The sequence below is a fragment of the Nocardioides sp. Kera G14 genome (genome assembly GCF_020715565.1).
Taxonomy (GTDB): domain Bacteria; phylum Actinomycetota; class Actinomycetes; order Propionibacteriales; family Nocardioidaceae; genus Nocardioides.
This window is the reverse complement of record NZ_CP085839.1, coordinates 2,684,939-2,705,601: the sequence shown is the minus strand read 5'-3', so window position 1 is coordinate 2,705,601 and position 20,663 is coordinate 2,684,939. Positions and strand designations below refer to the sequence as shown.

Annotated in this window: 21 protein-coding genes and 1 tRNA gene; 15 read left to right on the top strand and 7 right to left on the bottom strand. The window is 69.6% G+C overall.

The window, feature by feature from the left end:
• Window positions 1-38 precede the first annotated feature (38 nt).
• From LH076_RS13275 to hemQ, 5 genes are all read left to right on the top strand, one after another.
• Complete coding sequence (locus LH076_RS13275; protein WP_227781219.1) at window positions 39-1,142, top strand: LLM class flavin-dependent oxidoreductase; 1,104 nt, start codon at window positions 39-41, stop codon at window positions 1,140-1,142.
• Window positions 1,139-1,999: an ABC transporter permease gene (locus LH076_RS13270; RefSeq protein ID WP_227781218.1), complete on the top strand. Its 861-nt coding sequence runs from the start codon at window positions 1,139-1,141 to the stop codon at window positions 1,997-1,999. The genes LH076_RS13275 and LH076_RS13270 overlap by 4 nt, the downstream gene beginning before the upstream one ends.
• 58 nt (window positions 2,000-2,057) lie before the next feature.
• Entirely contained in the window at window positions 2,058-3,080 is a 1,023-nt protein-coding gene (locus LH076_RS13265; RefSeq protein ID WP_227781217.1) for an ABC transporter substrate-binding protein, read from the top strand.
• Window positions 3,077-3,880 (top strand): ABC transporter ATP-binding protein, encoded by an 804-nt coding sequence (locus tag LH076_RS13260; protein WP_227781216.1) that lies wholly within the window; start codon window positions 3,077-3,079, stop codon window positions 3,878-3,880. Before LH076_RS13265 ends, LH076_RS13260 begins: the two co-directional genes overlap by 4 nt.
• A 107-nt stretch (window positions 3,881-3,987) precedes the next feature.
• Window positions 3,988-4,638, top strand: a complete 651-nt coding sequence (gene hemQ / locus LH076_RS13255; protein ID WP_227783643.1) for a hydrogen peroxide-dependent heme synthase — start codon at window positions 3,988-3,990, stop codon at window positions 4,636-4,638.
• Between the two features lie 12 nt (window positions 4,639-4,650).
• On the opposite strand, the gene LH076_RS13250 is transcribed toward hemQ, so the two are convergent.
• Both LH076_RS13250 and LH076_RS13245 read right to left on the bottom strand, forming a co-directional pair.
• Window positions 4,651-5,043 carry a type II toxin-antitoxin system VapC family toxin gene (locus tag LH076_RS13250; protein ID WP_227781215.1) on the bottom strand — a complete coding sequence of 131 codons (393 nt, stop codon included), beginning with the start codon at window positions 5,041-5,043 and terminating at the stop codon, window positions 4,651-4,653.
• Window positions 5,043-5,318 (bottom strand): type II toxin-antitoxin system Phd/YefM family antitoxin, encoded by a 276-nt coding sequence (locus LH076_RS13245; protein WP_227781213.1) that lies wholly within the window; start codon window positions 5,316-5,318, stop codon window positions 5,043-5,045. Before LH076_RS13245 ends, LH076_RS13250 begins: the two co-directional genes overlap by 1 nt.
• 51 nt (window positions 5,319-5,369) lie before the next feature.
• Here LH076_RS13245 and LH076_RS13240 point away from each other — a divergent pair, with 51 nt between their 5' ends.
• On the top strand, window positions 5,370-6,242 hold the full coding sequence (locus tag LH076_RS13240; protein ID WP_227781212.1) for an SCO6745 family protein: 873 nt from the start codon (window positions 5,370-5,372) through the stop codon (window positions 6,240-6,242).
• 118 nt (window positions 6,243-6,360) lie between these two features.
• Here the strand turns inward: LH076_RS13240 and LH076_RS13235 are convergent, their stop codons facing one another.
• Complete coding sequence (locus tag LH076_RS13235; RefSeq protein ID WP_227781211.1) at window positions 6,361-6,588, bottom strand: hypothetical protein; 228 nt, start codon at window positions 6,586-6,588, stop codon at window positions 6,361-6,363.
• 34 nt (window positions 6,589-6,622) lie between these two features.
• Window positions 6,623-7,021, bottom strand: coding sequence for a peptide-methionine (R)-S-oxide reductase MsrB (gene msrB, locus LH076_RS13230; RefSeq protein WP_227781210.1), 399 nt, complete (start codon window positions 7,019-7,021; stop codon window positions 6,623-6,625).
• A 19-nt stretch (window positions 7,022-7,040) separates the two neighbouring features.
• On the opposite strand from msrB, the gene LH076_RS13225 reads away from it, so the two are divergent.
• Window positions 7,041-8,162, top strand: a complete 1,122-nt coding sequence (locus LH076_RS13225) for a DNA polymerase domain-containing protein (protein WP_227781209.1) — start codon at window positions 7,041-7,043, stop codon at window positions 8,160-8,162.
• A 128-nt stretch (window positions 8,163-8,290) separates the two neighbouring features.
• Here LH076_RS13225 and LH076_RS13220 read toward each other — a convergent pair whose 3' ends face one another.
• On the bottom strand, window positions 8,291-8,836 hold the full coding sequence (locus LH076_RS13220; RefSeq protein ID WP_227781208.1) for a hypothetical protein: 546 nt from the start codon (window positions 8,834-8,836) through the stop codon (window positions 8,291-8,293).
• 10 nt (window positions 8,837-8,846) lie between these two features.
• Entirely contained in the window at window positions 8,847-9,926 is a 1,080-nt protein-coding gene (locus LH076_RS13215; RefSeq protein WP_227781207.1) for an ATP-dependent DNA ligase, read from the bottom strand.
• Window positions 9,927-9,958: 32 nt separating this feature from the next.
• Here LH076_RS13215 and LH076_RS13210 point away from each other — a divergent pair, with 32 nt between their 5' ends.
• The 8 genes from LH076_RS13210 to LH076_RS13175 all read left to right on the top strand — a co-directional run bounded on the left by LH076_RS13210 (window position 9,959) and on the right by LH076_RS13175 (window position 18,887).
• Window positions 9,959-10,414: an adenylyltransferase/cytidyltransferase family protein gene (locus tag LH076_RS13210; protein WP_227781206.1), complete on the top strand. Its 456-nt coding sequence runs from the start codon at window positions 9,959-9,961 to the stop codon at window positions 10,412-10,414.
• A complete protein-coding gene (locus tag LH076_RS13205) occupies window positions 10,411-11,967 on the top strand; it encodes a class I SAM-dependent methyltransferase (RefSeq protein WP_227781205.1) in 1,557 nt (518 codons plus the stop codon). Before LH076_RS13210 ends, LH076_RS13205 begins: the two co-directional genes overlap by 4 nt.
• Window positions 11,964-12,209, top strand: coding sequence for a DUF6752 domain-containing protein (locus LH076_RS13200; RefSeq protein WP_227781204.1), 246 nt, complete (start codon window positions 11,964-11,966; stop codon window positions 12,207-12,209). The genes LH076_RS13205 and LH076_RS13200 overlap by 4 nt, the downstream gene beginning before the upstream one ends.
• Window positions 12,210-12,220: 11 nt before the next feature.
• Window positions 12,221-13,768, top strand: a complete 1,548-nt coding sequence (locus tag LH076_RS13195; RefSeq protein ID WP_227781203.1) for a class I SAM-dependent methyltransferase — start codon at window positions 12,221-12,223, stop codon at window positions 13,766-13,768.
• Entirely contained in the window at window positions 13,768-13,953 is a 186-nt protein-coding gene (locus LH076_RS13190) for a DUF6752 domain-containing protein (RefSeq protein ID WP_227781201.1), read from the top strand. The genes LH076_RS13195 and LH076_RS13190 overlap by 1 nt, the downstream gene beginning before the upstream one ends.
• A 1-nt stretch (window position 13,954) precedes the next feature.
• The gene (locus tag LH076_RS13185) at window positions 13,955-15,541 is read left to right on the top strand and encodes a class I SAM-dependent methyltransferase (protein WP_227781200.1); all 1,587 of its coding nucleotides are present in this window, start codon (window positions 13,955-13,957) and stop codon (window positions 15,539-15,541) included.
• Between the two features lie 8 nt (window positions 15,542-15,549).
• Window positions 15,550-15,628: transfer RNA gene (locus LH076_RS13180), tRNA-Gln, on the top strand.
• Window positions 15,629-16,019: 391 nt separating this feature from the next.
• Window positions 16,020-18,887, top strand: a complete 2,868-nt coding sequence (locus LH076_RS13175; protein WP_321573704.1) for an ExeM/NucH family extracellular endonuclease — start codon at window positions 16,020-16,022, stop codon at window positions 18,885-18,887.
• Here the strand turns inward: LH076_RS13175 and LH076_RS13165 are convergent.
• On the bottom strand, window positions 18,884-20,593 hold the full coding sequence (locus LH076_RS13165; protein ID WP_227781199.1) for a putative bifunctional diguanylate cyclase/phosphodiesterase: 1,710 nt from the start codon (window positions 20,591-20,593) through the stop codon (window positions 18,884-18,886). The two genes, LH076_RS13175 and LH076_RS13165, sit on opposite strands and share 4 nt — an antisense overlap.
• Between the last annotated feature and the right edge of the window lie 70 nt (window positions 20,594-20,663).

Sequence of the window (20,663 nt, the reverse complement as noted above, 5' to 3'; positions counted from 1 at the left end):
ATGTCTAGTGAGTTAGTTCAGTAAATGAGGAGATTGACGTGACCGGCCTGCGATTCCACTGGTTCCTGCCGACCAACGGCGGTGATGGCCGGGACATCGTCGGAGGCGGTCACGGGGTCGAGGTGCTCGGCGACAAGAGCAGGCCGAGCTCGGTCGACTACCTCGGCCAGATCGCGCGCAGCGCGGAGCAGCTCGGCTTCGAGGCGGCGCTCACGCCGACCGGCTCGTGGTGCGACGACGCGTGGGTCACGACCGCGATGATCGCCAGCGTCACGAAGAAGTTGGGTTTCCTGGTCGCCTTCCGCCCCGGCCTGATCTCGCCCTACCTCGCTGCGCAGATGGCCGGCTCCTTCCAGAACCTCAGCGGCGGTCGACTGCTGCTCAACGTCGTCGCGGGCGGGGAGGACCACGAACAGCTGATGTTCGGCGACGACCTCGGCAAGGTCGACCGCTATGAGCGCACCGGCGAGTTCCTCGAGATCGTGCGACGGCTCTGGACCGGCGAGACCGTGGACTTCCGTGGCAAGCACCTCTTCGTGGAGGACGCGGTCCTGCAGAAGGTCCCCGACCCGATCCCCGAGCTCTACTTCGGCGGCTCCTCTCCCGAGGCGCTCGAGGTCGCCGCGAGGCACGTCGACGTCTATCTCACGTGGGGCGAGCCGCCTGCGGCCGTCGCGGAGAAGGTCGAGCGCGTCCGCGCCCTGGCCGCCGTGGAGGGGCGCGAACTCCGCTTCGGACTGCGCGTGCACTCGATCGCCCGGGCGACGTCCGAGGCCGCGTGGGCCGAGGCCGACCGCCTGCTCGAGGCGATCTCGGACGAGGAGATCGCGACGGTGCAGGAGGGCCTGAAGAAGAGTGCCTCCGAGGGCCAGCGGCGGATGCAGGAGCTGCACGGCGGCCGCCGTGACTCCCTCGAGATCCACCCGCACCTGTGGGCCGGCGTCGGACTCCTGCGCGCGGGCGCCGGCACCGCCTTCGTCGGCAGCTACACCGAGATCGCCGACCTGATCGAGGAGTACGCCGCCGTCGGGATCTCCGAGTTCGTCCTCTCCGGCTACCCACACCTCGAGGAGGCCTACTGGTTCGGCGAGGGCGTCCTGCCCGAGCTGGCGCGCCGCGGTGTCTGGGAGCGCCCCGCATGAGCCGCGCCGCCCGCGACGTCGAGGGCCGGCGGGTCGGCTGGGTCGACCGTCGTCTCGAGTCCGCCGAGTCCGGCGCCGGCTCGCGCACGTGGTACGGCGGCCTCATCGCCGCGCTCATCGTGCTGGCCGTCTGGTGGCTCGCCTCGGCGTCCGGCCAGTTCAGCGAGTTCCTCCTGCCGAGCCCGGTCAAGGTGTGGCACGCGTTCCTCCAGTCCGTGACCACGCACGATGGCGTGAAGGGGCTCTCGGGCGACTACCTGTGGGTCCACCTCGGCGCGAGCCTGAAGCGGGTCCTCATCGGCCTGGTCTGGGCGACTGTCGTCGGTGTCCCGTTGGGCCTGCTGATCGGCCTCTCCCGCGTCGCCGACCGGATCCTCGGTCCGGCCGTGGACTTCCTCAAGGCGCTGCCACCGCTGGGCTACTTCCCGCTGCTGATCCTGTGGTTCGGCATCGAGGACAGCTCCAAGATCTGGCTGCTCTTCCTCGCCGCCTTCGCCCCGATCACGATCGCCACGGCCGCCGGTGTCGGCAACGTGCGGCACGAGCGCGTCAACGCGGCACTCGTCCTCGGCGCCGGGCGCTTCGGCCTGATCCGCACGGTCGTGCTGCCGTCGGTCGCCGGTGACATCGTCACCGGGCTGCGGCTCGCCTCCGGCTTCGCCTGGACGACCATCGTCTCCGCCGAGACGGTCAACGGCATCCCCGGCCTCGGCGGGCTCGCCTGGTCCTCGCAGAAGGAGCTCCGCGCCGACGTCGCGATCCTCGCCGTCATCGTCATCGGGCTCACCGCCATCGCGATCGACGCCGTCCTCCGGCTCGTCGAGCGCCGCGTCGCGCCTTGGCGCGGCCGCGCATGACCCGCGCCGACCACCCGTCCCAGATGTCCCGAGAACCCCGAGAGAAAGTGATCCACCCATGACCCGCACCTCCACGCTCGTCCGCCTCGTCGCGGCCGGCGTCCTCGCCACGACCACGTTGGGCCTCTCGGCTTGCGGCGGCTCCGACGACTCCGACTCGACCGCCTCGGGGCAGCCGAAGGTCATCCGCATCGGCTACCAGCTCATCACCAACGGCGACCTCGTCGTGAAGAACCAGAAGCTCCTCGAGAGGGCCTTCGGTGACGACGTGAAGATCGAGTGGAAGCAGTTCGCCTCGGGCGGCGACGTCAACACGGCGATCGCAGCCGGCAGCCTCGACATCGGCCTCGCCGGCTCCAGCCCTGTCTCACGGGGCCTCTCGACCAATCTCCCCTACGAGGTTCCGTGGATCTTCGATGTCATCGGGGACGCCGAGGCGCTCGCCGCCAAGCCGGGCATCACGTCGATCGCCGACCTCAAGGGGAAGACGGTCGCCACGCCGTTCGCGTCGACCTCGCACTACAGCTTGCTCGCCGCGCTGAAGAACGCCGGCGTCGATGTTTCCAGCGTCAAGATCATCGACGCCGAGCCGGACGCCATCCTCGCCTCATGGAAGGCCGGCAAGATCGACGCGGCCTACGTCTGGAACCCGACACTCGCCCAGCTCGACGGTGCCACCACGCTCGTCACCAGCGCCGAGCTCGCGGCCAAGGGCCAGACCACGTACGACCTCGCCGTGGTCGCGACCGCGTTCGCGAAGAAGTACCCCGACGCCGTACAGACGTGGGTGAAGGCCGAGGACGAGGCGGTCAAGCAGCTCAACGCCGGCGACCAGAAGGCTTACGACTCGATCGCGGCGGAGGCCAACATCACGCCCGAGGACGCCGAGGAGCAGGCCAAGGGATTGATCTTCGTCGACGCCGCCGACCAGGCCGGTGACGACTACCTCGGCAAGACGCTGCCGGACAACCTCTACGCGGCCGCGCAGTTCAACAAGGACCTCGGGCAGATCGACAGCGTGGCGGACGAGCAGTCCTACCACGACGCGGTGGTGCCGACCTTCGCTGCGGCGGTCAAGTGAGCGACACCGTCGCCGCCGGTGTGGCCGACCTCGTCCTGGACGGGGTCGGCCACACCTACCGCTCGCGTGGCGCCGAGCCGGTGCACGCCCTCACGGAGACGAGCCTGACCATCGGGGCGGGCTCCTTCGTGGCGCTCGTCGGACCGTCGGGCTGCGGCAAGTCGACCCTGCTCGAGATCCTCGCCGGACTGCGGCCGCCGAGCCACGGATGTGTCCTCCTCGGCGATGCCGTGGTGGTCGGGCCGGGTCGTCGGCGCGGTGTGGTCTTCCAACAGTCGTCGTCGCTGCTGCCATGGCGTTCCGTCGCCCGCAACGTCGAGCTCGGCGTCGAACTCCAGGGGCTGCCGCGGGCCCAACGCCGGGAGATCGTCGCCCGTGAGCTCGCCCGCGTGGGGCTCTCGGACTTCGCGGGCCGGCAGGTCTACGAGCTCTCCGGTGGGATGCAGCAGCGGACCCAGATCGCCCGAGCCCTCGCCGCCGACCCGGAGGTGCTGCTGCTCGACGAGCCCTTCGGCGCGCTCGACACCTTCACCCGCGAGCGCCTCCAGGAGGAGCTCCGGACGATCTGGAAGCAGACCGGCAAGACCGTCGTCCTCGTCACCCACAGCGTGGAGGAGGCCGCGCTGCTCGCCACCCGCGTCCTCGTGATGAGCCCGCGGCCGGGTCGCGTCATCGACGACCACGCCATCGACTTCACCCGTCGTGACGCGAGCGCCGCGGAGTTGCGTGCCGACCCCGACTTCGTCGCCTTCGCCGCGCGCGTGCGCAGCTCGATCGGGGTCGACGCAGGGTCGAGCTGAGCGCGACCGATAATGGTCGGGTGACCGAGACCAGCAACGACCCGCAGGCCCACCTCAAGTCCAACGCGGCGCGGATCAACGAGCTCAACGAGACCCAGCGCTTCACGATGTGGTCGGTCTTCCGCCTGGAGCGGGCGATGGGCGCCGACGAGGTCACCCGGACGTCCGAGACCGCTGAGCTCGAGCAGTTCCTCGCCGACCTCGAGGCCCGTGACGTGAAGATCCGCGGCGTCTACGACGTCGCCGGTCTCCGTGCCGACGCCGACGTGATGATCTGGTGGCACGCCACGACGTCCGACGAGCTCCAGGAGGCCTACCACGCCTTCCGCCGCACGGCCTTCGGTGGGCGGCTCGCCCCGGTCTGGTCCCAGATGGCGATGCACCGACCGGCCGAGTTCAACCGGAGCCACCTCCCGGCGTTCCTCGCCGACGAGCGCGCGCATGGGTACGTCGCCGTCTACCCCTTCGTCCGCTCGTACGAGTGGTACCTGCTCGAGGAGACCGAGCGCCGACGCCTCCTCGCCGAGCACGGCCAGATGGGCCGCGACTACCCCGACGTCCGCGCCAACACGGTGCAGTCCTTCGCGCTCGGCGACTACGAGTGGATCCTCGCCTTCGAGGCCGACGACCTCGGCCGGATCGTCGACCTGATGCGCCACCTGCGCGGCTCCGAGACGCGCCGCCACGTGCGCGAAGAGGTGCCGTTCTACACCGGCCGCCGGATCGACGTCGCCACGCTGCTCGCGCAGCTTCCCTGACGCTGCCTCGGCTCAGGCGGCGTCCGGGAGGACAACCGCCAGGCCCATCTGCTGTGCCGCCTCGGCCATCCGGTCGTCGTACGTCGCCATAGCCTGTGCGCCGATCAGAGCGGCCATCGTGAGGTGGAGGGCGTCGAGTGACCTGACGAGAGGATCCGGGTACATTCCGGCGCCGCGAAACGCGGTCTGGGCGACATCGAAGAGGTCGAAACGCGCCAGCAGAGCTGTGGCAGCAGTCTGCTCGATACCTTCTCGTGCCGCGACGCGTCGGATCTCCGTTTCCAGCAGGCGGCTCGAGACGAAGGTGAAACCACTCTCCTCCAGCCATTTCTTGATGCGGGCTGTCTCCGTCTCCTGCAGGAGGACCTTCGCCGCGCACGACGTATCCACATAGACGAGGTACATCAGACCCGCTCCTCTCGCAGTTCGTCCAAGATCTCCTTCGACGGCCTGCTCGCCGTGTGGCTCACCAGGTCGGTTGCGCGCACGCTCGGATCGCGGGGCACGGCAATCGGCAGGAGCGGGCTTCCGGGCGGCATCAACTGAGCGACCGGACGCCCGTTGTTCGTAATGATGAAGGTCTCGCCGGCCTCGACGTCGCGGAGGACCTGCGCGCTGTTGTTGCGCAGCTCCCGGTGCGAGATGGTCCTTGGGCCGTGCTCATGCGGAAGCGCCGACATGTGGTCACCGTAGCACGCGTGCTACGGCCGGTGCGCCCTAGTTTGTCCGCCATGACCGAACCCGCCACCGCCCGCCGTATGTGGGCCCTCCTCGAGCCGATCCACGTCGTCTGCTACTTCGCACCCGAGGCCTTGTCGGCGCTGAAGGAGGTCGGTTACAAGGGCTACTGGATGGGCTACTTCGCCCAGCGCTCGGCTCCTTTGGGTGCGGCGTCAGCCGAGGTCGTGCAGGCGCTCTTCTACAACTTCGCGCCCGAGCACGTGGCCAAGGCGTTGCCCGACGCGTGGTCGTTCGCGCCTCCCGAGGTGGCATTGACGGCGCGGCTCCAAGGGTCGACGGCGGCGCTGGCGCGCCACGCCGCGGAGCTCACCGGCGGCCCCGTCCCCGACCTCGAGCGCGCCGCCGAGCTCGCCCTCCGGGCAGCGCTCGCCGCCCCGCTCGAGGGGCGCGCACTCTTCGCCGCCCACCGCTCCGTCCCGGTGCCCGACGATGTCCTGGGCCGGTTGTGGCATGCCGCGACCCTGCTCCGCGAACACCGCGGTGACGGTCACGTCGCGGCGCTCCTGGCCCATGGCATCGAGGGCCGGGAGTCGCACGTCTTCCACGCCGCGCAGATCGGTCTGCCGGCCAAGGCCTACGAGAGGACCCGGAACTTCACGCCCGAGGAGTGGGCCGCATGCCAGGCCGCCCTCACCGGGCGCGGCCTCCTCGACGATGACGGGTCACTGTCCACGCGCGGGGCCGAGGTGAAGGCCGAGATCGAGGACGCCACGGACAGCCTGGCGGCGTCGGCGTACGACGTCCTGAGCGAGGCGGAGATCGAGGAGCTCGTCGAGCAGGTACACCCGTTGCGCGCGGCGATCGTCGCGAGTGGTGAGCTGCCCAACCCGACACCGACGGGCCTGGATCTCAACGCCTTCTGACGCCTGCCGAAAGGGTGAACGGTCCGAGCACCCGGAGGTGCCCGGACCGTTCACCCAAGCGTCGGCGATCAGCGGATCCCGTGGTTGGCGACGAAGACGCCCTCGGGGTCGATCGACGTCACCGCGCGACCGAGTCGCAGCCGGTCGTCAACTGCTCGGCGACCTCACGCCAGTCGGTCGGCTGGCTGGCGATGACCTCGTCGTGTGCCGGGTGGTCGAGCCCGGTCGCGGACAGGTAGGCCGCGTAGAACGGCTCATCGACGACGCTGCAGTCCGGTCGGTTCTCGAAGGCGCGCATCATCGCGGTGGAGAGGTTGCGAGGCCTCGACCACATCGCGATGCGCATGCCCTGACGTTAGCGGCACGGCGTGCCGCGGGGCTCACTCCGCGGTGTTGAGCTTGAGGCTGATCGAGTTGATGCAGTAGCGGTCGCCGGTCGGCGTGCCGTAGCCGTCGGGGAAGACGTGGCCGAGGTGGGAGCCGCAGTTGGCACACCGCACCTCGACGCGCTTCATGCCGTGGCTGTTGTCCTCGATGTACTCGATCGTGTCGGTGATCGGCTGGTAGAACGACGGCCAGCCACAGCCGGAGTGGAACTTCGTGTCGGACTCGAAGAGCGCGGCGTCGCAGGCCTTGCAGACGTACATCCCGCGGGTCTCGGTGTCGGTGTACTCACCGGTGAAGGCACGCTCCGTGCCGGCCTGACGCAGCACCGCGTACTCCTCGGGCGAGAGCTCCTCGCGCCACTCCTCGTCAGACTTCTCCACGTTGTATCCCACGCCCTCTAGGTTAGGCCTCATGGCCAAGCGAGATGACGCCGCATACCTCTCCGTGGGAGAGCGCGAGGTCCGGATCTCGAGCCCGGGTCGGGTGATCTACGAGGCGACCGAGCGGACGCCGGAGGTCACCAAGCTGATGGTGGCGGAGTACTACGCCACCGTCGGCGATCCGATGATGCGCTCGATCGGGCTCCGGCCGTGTGCGCTGGAGCGCTGGCCGGACGGCTGGCGCGAGGGCATGCAGCTCGCGACCCCGATCCGAGACGGCCGCCCGGAGTACCACGGCCCCAAGGCCACGGCCGGTGACGGCTTCTTCCAGAAGGTGCTCCCCAAGGGCGCGCCCGACTATGTCGAGACCGCTCACGTCACCTTCCCTTCCGGCCGCACCCAGGACGAGCTCTGCCCGACCGAACCCGCCGCCCTCGTCTGGGCCGCGCAGATGGGCACCCTCACCTTCCATCCGTGGCCGGTCCGACGAGGTCCCGACGCCGCGTCGCTGGACCACCCCGACGAACTGCGCCTGGACTTCGACCCCTATGGAGCCACGGGGTTCGCCGACGCGAAGCGGGTGGCCGTGGCCGCGCGCGAGCTGTTGGCCGAGCTCGGTGTGACCGGCTATCTCAAGACCTCCGGCAACCGCGGGCTCCATCTCTATGTCCGGATCGAGCCCGCGCACTCCTTCGAGGACGTCCGCCACGCGGCGATCGGCATCGGCCAGGAGCTGTCGCGGCGAGACCCGGACGGCGTCACCGTGAACTGGTGGAAGGAGGAGCGCGGCGACCGCATCTTCATCGACTTCAACCAGAACAACCGCGACCGCACCATCGCCTCGGCCTACTCGCTCCGCGCCAAGTCCGGTGCGCCGGTCTCGACGCCGATCACGTGGGACGAGCTCGAGTCGCTCGCCGATCCCAAGGAGCTCAACCTCGTCACCGTCCCCCCGCTGGTCTCCGAGCGTGACCCGTGGCAGGGGATGGACGACGTACACCACGACCTCGAGCCGCTGATGGCCCTCTGGGACGGCGTCGAGACGAACTTCCCGCCCGACTACCCGAAGATGCCCGGCGAGCCCCCGCGCGTCCAGCCCAGCAAGAAGCGCGCCGACCACTGGGACGACGAGGGCAACCGGATCGGCACATGACGTGAGGGCCTGACGATCCCCCGATCATCAGGCCCTCACAAGGCACTAGTGGTCCCGCATCCCCCGATGCGAGACACCCCCACTAAGCGAGCCTGTCGGCCCGGTGCGCGGCACCGAGCCTAGCAGCGTCAGACGCCGGTGATGCCTTCGCCCTCGCCGGCCTGCTCGTCGAAGTTCTCCCGCTCGAGCAGGTGCAGCACGGGCACATCGAGGGCGCGCCGGGCCTGGTGTGTCCAGTCGACGTGGAAGAACTCCGCCACCACGTGCGGCGCGGTCAGGACGATCGCCTCGCGGCCGTCGACCTCGGCCACCTTCGCCTTGAGCGCCTCGACCGGGACCGCGTCGACGACCTGGCCCTCGGCGGTGGCGCCCACGCCGCGCAACGCGGCGAGCGACTTCTGCAGGGCGGCGTTCGCCTCGTCCAGGCACTCACGACGTACGTCGTCGAAGTCGACGGAGTCGAGCAGCAGGGACGGTGAGCCGACCATGCCGCCGCCGGACAGCGTGCCGAGCGAGGCCTCGATCCGGGCCGCGGCGTCCTCCATCGGCAGCAGCACGTGGTACACCACGGGCCCTTCGCCCTCGTCCGCGATCTCCTGGTGGAGCGAGCACACCTGGGTGGCGTCGGCGGGGGAGAGGGCCTGTTCGACCAGCAGTACGACGTCGTAGCTCATGTCCCGAAACCTACTCCTCGAAGACGGTGGAGAGGTCGAAGGCGGTGACCGTCTCGAGCTGGTCGTAGTCGCACGACGTCGGATCCCGATCCGGCCGCCAGCGCTTGAACTGCGTCGTGTGCCGGAAGCGCCGCCCCTCCATGTGGTCGTAGCCGACCTCGACCACGCGCGTCGGCGCGAGAGGCACGAAGGAGAGGTCCTTCCCGCCGCTCCAGCGCGACTGCGTCCCCGGCACCCGGTCGGGGTTGGCGATGGCACCCTCACCCATGAACGACCACGGGTGTCCCTCGATCGGCACCTCCAGCTCGGAGAGCTCGGCCCACAGCTCGGCACGCCTCGCGTCGGTGAACGTGGCGCAGACGCCGACGTGCTGCAGGCCGCCGGCGTCGTACAGGCCCAGCAGCAGCGAGCCGAGCAACGGTCGCTCGTCGGTGGAGGTCTTGTGCGGGCGCATCCCGGCGACCACGACGTCGGCAGTGCGGGCGTGCTTGACCTTGATCATCGTGCGCTGGTTGGGCGCGTACGGCGCATCGAGCGGCTTGCCGACGACCCCGTCGAAGCCCGCGCCCTCGAACTCCCGGAACCACCGCTCCGCCTCCGCGGGGTCCTCCGTCGTCCGCGCCAGATGCACCTGTCCGGTGGGGGAGAGGTCGGAGAGTACGCCGGCCAGCGCCGCCCGACGCTCGCGGAAGGGCAACGCCATGCAGTCCACGGTGTCCAGCGCCAGCAGGTCGAAGGCGACGAACGAGGCCGGCAGCTCGACGGCGAGCTTCTGCACCCGCGAGGCCGCCGGGTGGATGCGCTGCTGCAGCAGCTCGAACTCCAGCCGGTCCTGGAAGGCCACGAAGAGCTCTCCGTCCACGACGCACCGCGTCGGCAGGGCCGTGCGCAGTGACTCGACCAGCTCGGGGAAGTAGCGCGTCAGCGACTTCGCGGTCCGCGACGCCAGCTCGATCTCCTCGCCGTCACGGAAGACGAGACAGCGGAACCCGTCCCACTTCGGCTCGAAGGCGATGCCCCCTGAGGTGGGCACCTTCGCCTGCGGCTTGGCGAGCATCGGCAGCACGGGGGGCATCACCGGAAGATCCATGATTTTCAGACTAGGGCGATAGCCTGACCTGCGTGAGTGACTCGACCGGCGCCCAGAGCGGGAAGATCATCGGCTACGTGCCGGGCGTCTTCGACCTCTTCCACGTCGGGCACCTCAACATGCTCCGCCAGGCCCGCAGCCGCTGCGACGTCCTCGTCGCCGGCGTCGTGTCGGACGAGATGTGCGAGCTGGGCAAGGGCATCCGGCCGACGGTTCCGCTCGAGGAGCGCGAGGCCATCGTCGATGCCATCGGCATCGTCGACGCCACCTACGTCGAGACGAGCCTGGACAAGCGCGACGCCTGGCGCGATGTGCAGTTCCACCGGCTCTTCAAGGGAGACGACTGGAAGGGCACGCCCAAGGGCGCGAAGCTCGAGGCGGAGATGGCCGAGGTCGGCGTCGAGGTCTGCTACTTCCCCTACTCCATCCAGACGTCCAGCACCGCGCTGCGCCAGCACCTCAAGCGCGCCGCTGAGGCCGCTTCTTGATCGACGACCAGGGGCTGCACCTTCCGGGTGTGAAGGCGGGCGCCCCGGCGGTCATGGTCTTCTTCGACGACCGCCACATCTGGTCCTTCCGCCCGACCGGCCGCAAGGTCGAGTGGCCCGACGTGCTGCGCCCGTTCCTCGACGGCACGACGCGGGTCCGTGCCGCGACGCATGACGGTGAGACGTTCCTCGACGAGGAGTACACCTTCGGTACGCCGTCCGACGCGGCGACGCGGGTCGCGTTCGTCGACAGCGACGGCCTGCCGTACGCCATCGACCGGATGGGCCACCTCACCCGCTCCTTCGCGTCGACCGCGCAGGAGATCAAGGACGAGATCCTCGAGGGCACGAAGACGGTCATCGCCGCGCTCAACGAGCAGTGCGGCGTCGCGGCCTGGCTCGGTTACGGCGCGCTCCTCGGTGCGGTGCGCGAGGGCCGGATGCTCGGCCACGACTCCGACACCGACGTCTGCTACACCTCGCGCCACACCGCTCCCGCCGACATCATCGCCGAGACCTTCCGCATCGAGCGGACCCTCAAGGGGCTCGGCTGGGACGTGCTCCGCATGTCCGGCGGCGACCTCAAGGTCATCTGGCCGCTCTCGGACGGCCGCAACTGCCACATCGACGTCTTCTCCTCGTTCTGGATCGGGGACTGGTTCTACGTCCTCGGTGAGCACGGCGGTCCGTACGACGCCGCCGACCTGTGGCCGCTGACGACCGTCACGCTCGACGGCCACGAGCTCTTAGCCCCGGCGAACCCGGAGGCGATGCTCGCCTACCTCTACGGCCCGACGTGGCGGGTCCCGGACCCCGGCTACACGCCGTACATCGACCCGCTCATCATGACCAGGCTCGACGGCTGGCTGCGCGGCTTCCGCGACCGCATGGGCGACTGGACGATTCTGCTGCGCGGCACTGCCGGCCGGAAGTCCCCGGTGCCGACGACCGGCTCGGACTTCGCCGAGTGGGTGCACCGCCAGATCCCGGCCGACGCGGCCGTGATGGAGCTCGGCGCCGGCAACGGTCGCGACGCCGTGTGGTTCGCGCTGCAGGGCCACCGGGTCCGCTCGAGCGACTACTCGCGTCGGTCCAAGGTCGAGACCATGGCGCTCAAGAAGCGCCTCGGTGCCTCGCCGAAGCTGCTCCCCAACCGGCACATGTCGCAGGTGATCATGAACGAGAGTCGCCAGGTGCTCCACCTGATCGCGATCCTCGCGCGGGAGCCCCGCGAGATCTACTCCCGTCAGTTGCTCGGCTGCCTCGACGACGCCGCGCGTGACAACCTCTGGCAGATCGGCAGGACCGCGCTGCGGCGCGGCCAGAGCATGTGGCTGGAGTTCTCCGCGTCGAGCGGCCTGGTGATCGACCCGGAGCCGCGGCCCCTGGTGAAACGGGTCGATGTCGGCGTACTCACGAAGGAGATCGAGGCGGCGGGCGGCACCGTCGCGCATGTCGAGATCGCTCCGGGCGTCGACATGTTCGATAATCCAGATCCAGCGGTGGCGCGGATGCGTGTGGTGTGGCCGCAAACGAAGGAGATTGTGCGATGACCGAGACGCCGGCGAAGGACTTCGCCCGGAAGGTCCGCGAGAAGGTGCGCGGCACCAAGGTGTTCGACCGCAGCCTGCATGGGCGGGTGCTCGCGCTGGAGAAGGAGCTCGAGGCCGACCGCCAGCTCCACCGGCGGATCGCCGAGCTCTCCGACGTCGTCGCCGAGTTGCTCGTCCCGATCCAGGACCGTGACGAGACGCAGGTCCGCGAGATCCTGTCGCAGTATCGCAAGACGATCTGACACACGCCCTCATGACCACCGCGGTGATCGACACCGACGGCATCTGGCTCTCCGACCCACCGGCCGAGCCGGTCGTCGTGCAGTTCGACGGACGCTACATCTGGTCCTTCACGCCGGCACGGGACGGGATCCTGCGCGGCTTCAGGACACTCGTCCCCTGGCCGCCCAACCTCGTCCGCTTCCTCGAGGGCGTGACGCAGGTCCGGCTCCAGGACGTCTCCGGCGACCGTGTCTGGTTCGAGCAGGAGCACCGCTTCAGCGACGCCGACCAGCGTGTGGCCGTCGTCAACCGGCTGGGCCAACTGCTCTCGGTCGACAAGGTCGGCCACCTCGGCCGGGCCTTCACCGAGACGCCCGAGGAGGTCCGCCGCGAGCTCCTCACGGCGACCTACGAGGTCCTCGACGTACTCCGTGAGAAGGCCGGCGTCGATGCCTACCTCTGCTACGGCGCCCTTCTCGGTGCGGTCCGCAACGGGAAGATGATCGGCCACGACACCGACGTCGACGTCTGCTACTACAGCCAGCACGGCGTGCCGGTCGACATCATCCGCGAGAGCTATCGGATCGAGCGGATCGTGCGCGCCCAGGGCTGGATGGTCACCCGGATGTCAGGCGGTGACATCAAGGTGGTCCGGGTCCTGTCGAGCGGGATGAAGTGCCACATCGACATCTTCGGCGCCTTCACCGTGCAGGGCACCTTCTACCAGTTCGGCAACCGATCGGGCGCCTTCGATGCTCAGGCCGATCTGCTGCCGCTGGGCACGGTCACGCTCGAGGGCGTGGAGTTCCCGGCCCCCAAGCATCCCGAGGCGATGCTCGCTTTCGTCTACGGACCGCACTGGAAGGTGCCCGACCCCAGTTTCGTCCACCGCGACAACCCACACGGGATCGAGCGGCTCAACGGCTGGTTCCGGGGATTCCGCGACGAGCTGCCGCTCTGGAACGACGTCTACGACCAGCGTGCCCGTGACCTGAACCGCGAGCCGACCGCCTTCGCGATGTGGGTCGAGTCGCAGATCGGTCCGGACGACAAGGTCGCCGATCTCGGTGCGGGCAACGGCCGCGACACCCGCTACTTCGCCGAGCGGGGGCACCGCGTGCGCGCCGTCGACTTCTCGCGGCGCTCCTACGCCCGGACCCGTCGGATCAAGAGCGACCTGGTGCGCTCGGACCAGACGATGTTCAACGAGCTCCGTCGCGTGCTCGTTCTCGGCGCGCGACTGTCCCGCAATCCCCGCCACCTCTACGCCCGCGAGCTCCTCGGCTGCCTCGACGAGGAGGCCCGCGCGAACCTCTTCCGGATGGCGTCGATGTCCCTGCGTGGCGGGCAGGCGATGTTCCTCCAGTTCGCCGCGACCGCCCCCGGCGCTCCCGAGCCGACCCCGGTTCCGCTCGTACGTCGACTCGATCCCGACCTCATCGCGCGCGAGATCGAGGCCGCCGGTGGTCGGATCGACTACCGTGAGCTCGTCGTGGGTGCCGACATGTTCGATCTCCCTGACCCGGCCGTGTGTCGCATGCGTGTGACCTGGCCCAGCAACGTGAAAGTAGGCAACTGATGGCCGCGGTGGAGAGCCTGCGTGAGCGGGTGGCCCGTCTGGAGCAGGAGGTCGCGGACAACCGCGTCCTGCGTCGTCGTGTGGAGGAGTTGACCGACCAGGTCGCACAGATCCTCGTCGCGATCGAGGACAAGGACCACGCCCGCGTCGACGCCCTCGTGGCCGCGCTGCGCGAATCGGTCTGAGGTGGCGCGGGCCGACATCGACCGCGAGGGACTGGTGCTCCACGGAGCACCCGACGAGCCCTTGCTGGTCTTCTTCGACGACCAGTACGTCTGGTCCTTCACCCCGTCCCGCGACGGTTCGGTCTCCGGCGCGGTCGCGACGGTGTCCTGGCCGCGGGTGCTCCGCCCCTTCCTCATCGGCTCGACGCGGTTGCGGTTGGCGACGTACGACGGCGGCGTGGTGGTCCACGACGACGAGGTCGCCTTCAGTGGCTCGGCGGAGCGGGTCGCGTTCGTCGACGAGTCGGGGTCGCCGTACTCCATCGACAAGGTCGGCCACCTGACGCGCTCCTTCGAGGAGACGTCGGCCGACATGAAGGCCGAGCTGCTGGCCGCGACGCAGACCGTGCTGCGCGAGCTGCACGAGCGTTGCGGGGTGGAGGCCTACCTCTGCTACGGCGCGCTGCTCGGCGCCGTGCGGCAGGGCACGATGCTCGGCCACGACTCCGACGTGGACCTCTGCTACTACTCCCGGCACGGGACGCCGGCGGACATCATCGCCGAGAGCTACCGCGTCCAGCGGGCGCTCAGCGAGCTCGACTGGACCGTGCTGCGCATGTCGGCGGGCGACCTCAAGGTGATCTGGCCGCTGTCGGACGGCAGCAACGCCCATATCGACGTGTTTTCGGCCTTCACGATCTCCAGTTCTCAAGGGGACGTCTTCTACCAGTTCGGCAACCGCAACGGCCTCTTCGACGTCGATGCCCACCTGCTGCCGCTGGGCACCGTGACGCTCGAGGGCCAGGAGTTCCCCGCGCCGAAGGACCCCGAGGCGATGCTCACCTTCGTCTACGGCCCGAAGTGGCGCGTCCCCGATCCCGGCTTCCGCTACCAGGACAACCCCTTGGGCGTACGTCGACTCGACGGCTGGTTCCGCGGCCTGCGGGCCGAGGTGCCGCTCTGGCTGTCGGTCTTCCAGCCGCCCGCGCTCGACCGGGTACCCGAGACGCCGTCGTCCTTCGCGCAGTGGGTGTCGGAGCAGTTGGCGCCGGACGCCGCGTTGGTCGATCTCGGGGCCGGCACGGGACGTGACGCACTCTGGTTCGGTGCCTCCGGCCGGAAGGTCCTTGCGATGGACTACTCCCGACCCGGGCTCCAGTTGATGCGTCGTCGTCGAGCCGCCGCCGGGCTCACCGAGGAGCAGGTGGCCGTCGAGATCATCGTGCTCAACGACCTGCGACTGATGATGTCGCTGCTCTCGTCGTTGGCGCGCGAGCCGCGCGATCTCTATGCACGCGGGCTGATCGGCTCCCTCGACGAGGACGCCCGCCACCAGCTCCTCCGGCTCGCCTCCGCGACGCTGCGAGGACGCGGCCATGCGCTCTGGCTGGAGTTCTCCGCACAGGTCGACGGCGCCGGCGATGTGCCGCTGCCCGAGCCGCGGCCGCTCACCCGGCGCTTCTCACCGCACTGGCTCACCGGCGAGATCGAGTCGCACGGGGGCACGGTGGAGTTTCTCGAGATCGGTCCCGGGACCGATATGTTCGACCAGCCGGATCCCTTCGTCGCCCGCATGAAGGTGGTCTGGCCGCATCCTCGACAAGCGTGAGGACGCGATCCCCAGTTGGTCTGCCGGCAGGGCCCGCCTGACTTTGAATCAGGATTAGCGACGATGGTTCGACTCCATCCTGGGGAGCAGAGGAGGATGGGGAGTGGTGCACGGCGCTGACCCGTGTGGGGATTCGCGGCTTGCTCGTGAACCCAGCGACTGCCGCATCGGTCGGAACCGCAACCCACTCCGCCCGCAGTCGGTGATGGCTGTGGCCGATGCGTCAGTGCGCTCTGATTCGTCGGTTCCGCGCCGCTGCTCGCGCTCCGGCCTGCCGCCGCAGTGGGTAGCGGTTCCGACCGATGCGTCAGTCACCCCGCACGGCTGGCCGGCTCCGGGCAGATGGCCGAAGCCGGTGACGGTGGTTCGACTCCGCACCGTTATCGAACGTTCACCGTGCCGGGTGTCTGGCGAGACCGGGCGTCGCTAGCGTGCACGGGTCCTCACCCCACCCAACCATTCTCGGGAGTCTCTCGTGGTGTCTCTACGCCGCGGCCTCGCAGCCGCCGCATGCTCAGCCCTGGCCGTCACCGGCGCCCAGTTCCTCATCCCTGCCACAGCCTCCCCGGCCGGTGAGGCGCTCGTCATCAGCGAGGTCTACGGCGCCGGCGGCAACAGCGGCGCGGTCTACAACGCCGACTTCGTCGAGCTCTACAACCCGACCGCCGCTCCGCTGAGCCTCTCCGGCCTGGCGCTCCACTACCGCTCCGCCGCCGGCAGCTCCGGCGGTGCCCCGTTCGCCCTCTCCGGCACGGTCCCGGCGCACGGCCACTGGCTGGTGAGCATGACGCCCGGCACCACCGGCGCCGCGCTGCCGACCGCCGACCAGACCGGCCCCTTCTCGATGGCAGCGGCGGGCGGCCAGGTCGCCCTCCAGCAGGGCACGACCGTCATCGCGACGTCGAGCGACACCTCCGCCACCGCCGGCATCGTCGACTTCGTCGGTGCCAGCGGCGCCGCCAGCTTCGAGGGCGCGCCCGCCGGTGCGGCCAGCGCCACCAAGTCGCTGCAGCGCTCGGCGACCGGTGCCGACACCGACAACAACGCCGTCGACTTCACGCTCGCGGCACCGACGCCGGAGAACTCCGGCACGACCGGCGGCGGCACGCCCACCGACCCGCCGACCGAGCCCCCCACGGAGCCCGCGCCGACCACGGTGACGATCGCCCAGCTCGAGGGCACGACCGACACGTCGCCGTACGTCGGCAAGGCGGTCACCACCAGCGGCGTGATCACGGCCGTCTACTCCGGCACCGCCTCGCTCAGCGGCTTCTACCTCCAGACGCCGGGCGCCGACACGACGCCGGACTCCTCCGACGCCGTCTTCGTCTACGGGTCGCAGGCCGTGGCGCAGCTCGCCACCCTCGGCCTCAAGGCCGGCGACTCCGTGCAGCTGACCGGCAAGGTGAGCGAGTACAACGGCCTCACCGAGCTCAGCGTCAATACCCCCGTCGCCGACAACATCACGGCGCTGCCCAGTCTCGGCACCGTCACCCCGCTGGCCCTGACGAGCTGGGACCAGCTCGACACCGACGCCGAGAAGGAGGCGCACGAGGGTGAGCTGATCGACCCGACCGCACTCGAGTTCACCGTCAGCGACAACTACGACGTCAATGTCTCGGCCACGCTCGGCCTCGCTTCCGGCGACCACGCCTTGGTCACGCCGACCGAGGTCGCCGACGCGCAGGACGCGGCCGCCGTCGCCGCCGTGACCGCCGACAACAAGGCCCGCGCGATCGCGCTCGACGACGGCTCGGCCGCGGACTTCTACACCAACACCACCGGCAAGAACACGCCGCTGCCGTGGCTGACGAAGGAGAACCCGGTCCGCGTCGGCTCGGCCGTGACGTTCCACCAGCCGGTCATCCTCGACATCCGCAAGAAGGAGAGCAGCGGCGTCGTCGCCGGTGACCCGACGCAGTGGACCCTCGAGCCGACCACCCCGGTGACCGGCGACGGCCACGAGGTCGCAACCTTCGAGGACACCCGCGCCCAGAACCTCGCCCCGGCTGCGGTCGGCGGCGACGTCCGACTCGCGACATTCAACGTGCTCAACTTCTTCCCGACCACGGGCGAGGAGTTCGTCAACGACCTCGGTGGCTCCTGCACCTGGTACACCGACCGTGAGGGCAACCGGATCGCCGACAACACCTGCACCGGCGGCCCGTCGCCGGCCGGTCTCGGTCCGCGGGGTGCGGCGACCGCTGAGTCCCTCGCCCGCCAGCAGGCGAAGATCGTCAACGCGATCAACACCCTCGGGGCCAGTGTCGTCAGCCTCGAGGAGCTCGAGAACTCGGTGCACTTCGGCAAGGACCGCGATTCCGCGATCTCCTACCTCGTCGACGCGCTCAACACCGCCGCCGGCTCGAAGGTCTGGGCCTACGCGCCCTCGCCCGCTGCGGCCGACCTGCCGCCGGTGGCCGACCAGGACGTCATCCGCACCGGCTTCATCTACAAGCCGGCCGACGTCGCGCTCGTCGGCACCTCCCACGTGCTGACCGGCTCCGACGCGTTCGCCAGTGCCCGCGAGCCGCTCGCCCAGGGCTTCAAGCGGGCCGGCGCCGCCGACTCCGACGCGTTCCTCGTCGTGGTCAACCACTTCAAGTCCAAGGGCTCCGGTGTCGACGACGGCACTGGCCAGGGCAACTCCAACCCCGACCGGATCGCCCAGGCGCATGCGCTCCTGGACTTCGCGTCGGCGCAGGAGACGGCGCTCGGGACCGACAAGGTCTTCTTCACCGGTGACTTCAACGCCTACTCGGCGGAGGACCCGATCCAGGTCATCGAGGACGCGGGCTACACCGAGCTCAACGGCACGTTCAACCACGGGGAGTCGACGTACTCCTTCGACGGTATGGACGGCAGCCTCGACCACGTCTTCGCCAGCCCGGCGGCACTCGCCTGGGTGACCGGCGTCGACGTGTGGGAGATCAACGCCCAGGAGTCGGTGGCGTTCGAGTACAGCCGCTATAACTACAGCGTCTCCGACCTCTTCGACGAGTCGCCCTTCCGCGCCTCCGACCACGACCCGGAGATCGTCGGTCTCGACCTGCCGGAGCTCATCCCGGCGTGGACCGCCACCAAGGTCTACAACACCGGTGACACGGTCTCCTACGCCGGCTCGACCTGGCGTGCCCAGTGGTGGACGCAGAACCAGAAGCCGGGCGACCCGAACGGTCCCTGGGAGGAGATCCGCACCGCACCTGACGGCACCGCCATCTGGACGCCCAGCCGGGTCTTCGACGCCGGTGACGTCGTGCTCTACAACGGTGTGAAGTACACGGCGCAGTGGTGGACCCGCAACCAGGTCCCGGGCACGAAGAGCGGTCCCTGGAAGAAGAACTAACGCGGCTGAGGGCGACCGAAGAGGTAGCCCTGCACCAGGTCGTAGCCCAGTCTTTTCAGGACTGCGGCCTGGTGCGCCGTCTCCACCCGCTCGGCGAGGACTCGAACCCCGAGGCTGCGCGCCATCGCCACGATCGCCTCGAGGATCGGGGCCTCGTAGGTGTCGGGCCGGATCGCCTCGATGAGTGAGCCGTCGACCTTGATCAGGTCGATCGGCAGCTCTTCGAGGCGGCCGAGCGAGGAGTAACCGGCGCCGAAGTCGTCGATCGCGATCCCGACACCCAGCTCCCGCAGGCCGCACAGGTTCTCGAGGACCAGCGGGTCGTCGAGGTCGAAGACGCTCTCGGTGACCTCGACGACGAGGAGGCGGCCGGGCATCTGCCAGCGCCCGAGGACCTCGGCGACACGCTCGAGGTAGGAGTCGGTGCGCAGCTCGTGCACCGAGACGTTGACGCCGATCCTGCGGCGCGGGCCGGCGCAGGTCATCGTCAGTCGCGCGGCCTCCTCGAGCACCCAGGCGCCGAGCGAGTGGATCGCTCCGGTCCGTTCGGCCTCGGGCACGAAGTCCAGTGGCGGGATCAGCCCCTTCGTCGGGTGCCTCCACCGCACCAGCGCCTCGTAGCCCGTCACCTCGTCCGTCGAGAGCTGCACGACCGGCTGCAGATGGAGGACCATCTGGCCGTCCTCGATCGCCTGTTCGAGCTCGCTCGCGGAGCGGTCGGGGTCGCCGTGCGCGACGGTACGGTCACGCCCGGTGGTCTTCGCCTCGTAGAGGGCCACGTCGGCACGGTTGACGAGGGTCGACCCAGAGTCACCCTGCTGGGCGGCGGCCACGCCGGAGGAGATGCGGACGCCGTACGGCGACAGCGAGCGCAGCTCGTCGGCGAGATCGGCTGCGGGGCCGAGCGGGAGACCGGGAAGGAGGAGGGCGAACTCGTCGCCGCCGTACCGCGCCAGCGAGGACCCCTCGGGCACGACGGGTCCCCAGACGCGTGCACACTCGACGAGGACACGGTCGCCGCGGTCGTGGCCACCCTCGTCGTTGATCGTCTTGAAGTGGTCAAGGTCGAGCACGACGACCGACAGGTGCGAGCCGGTGCGGTGGAAGCAGCTGAGCTCCTCCTCCAGGCGGCGGTCGAAGCCCCGGCGGTTGAGCAGCAGCGTGAGTGGATCCTCCTCGGCGGCCTGCGCGGCACGGCTCAGCCAGCCCACGGACACGGCGACGACGACCGAGCTGCCCGCGATGACGACGATGTCGCCGACGGGAACGCCGACGATCGCCAGGCTCGCGGCGCAGGCAACCTCAGAGAGGGCGATCTGCATCAGTGCCACACGCAGGGTGAAGAGCAGGATCGCGTCGATGACGCCGAACAGGTAGACGGTCGACAGGGCGACCGAGGTCTCGCGGCCGTCGGCGAGTATCACGGCCGCGCTGACCATCAGCGTCCCGAGCATCACGGCGGCGTGGTAACCCTGTCGGGGAAGGTGCTGGCCGAGGGCGAGGATGCCGAGGCCGCTGATCGCGCCGAGCAGGCCGATGCCCGTGACCGTGACGCGTGCGACGCCGTCTCCGTCCATCGTCAGGGCGGCGAAGATCCCCAGGATGCCGCCGGCGAAGAAGAATCCTCCGGTCGAGAGACGCAGGGCTCGCATTCCGGCGACGGACGGGGCCTGGGCGAGGGCGCGGTCGAACTGCGACACCTCCATGCTCACCCCTCCTTCATCGGCCACTTTCCACTGACCTGCGTGATAGTCGCCCGAAGCGCCGAGATCATGC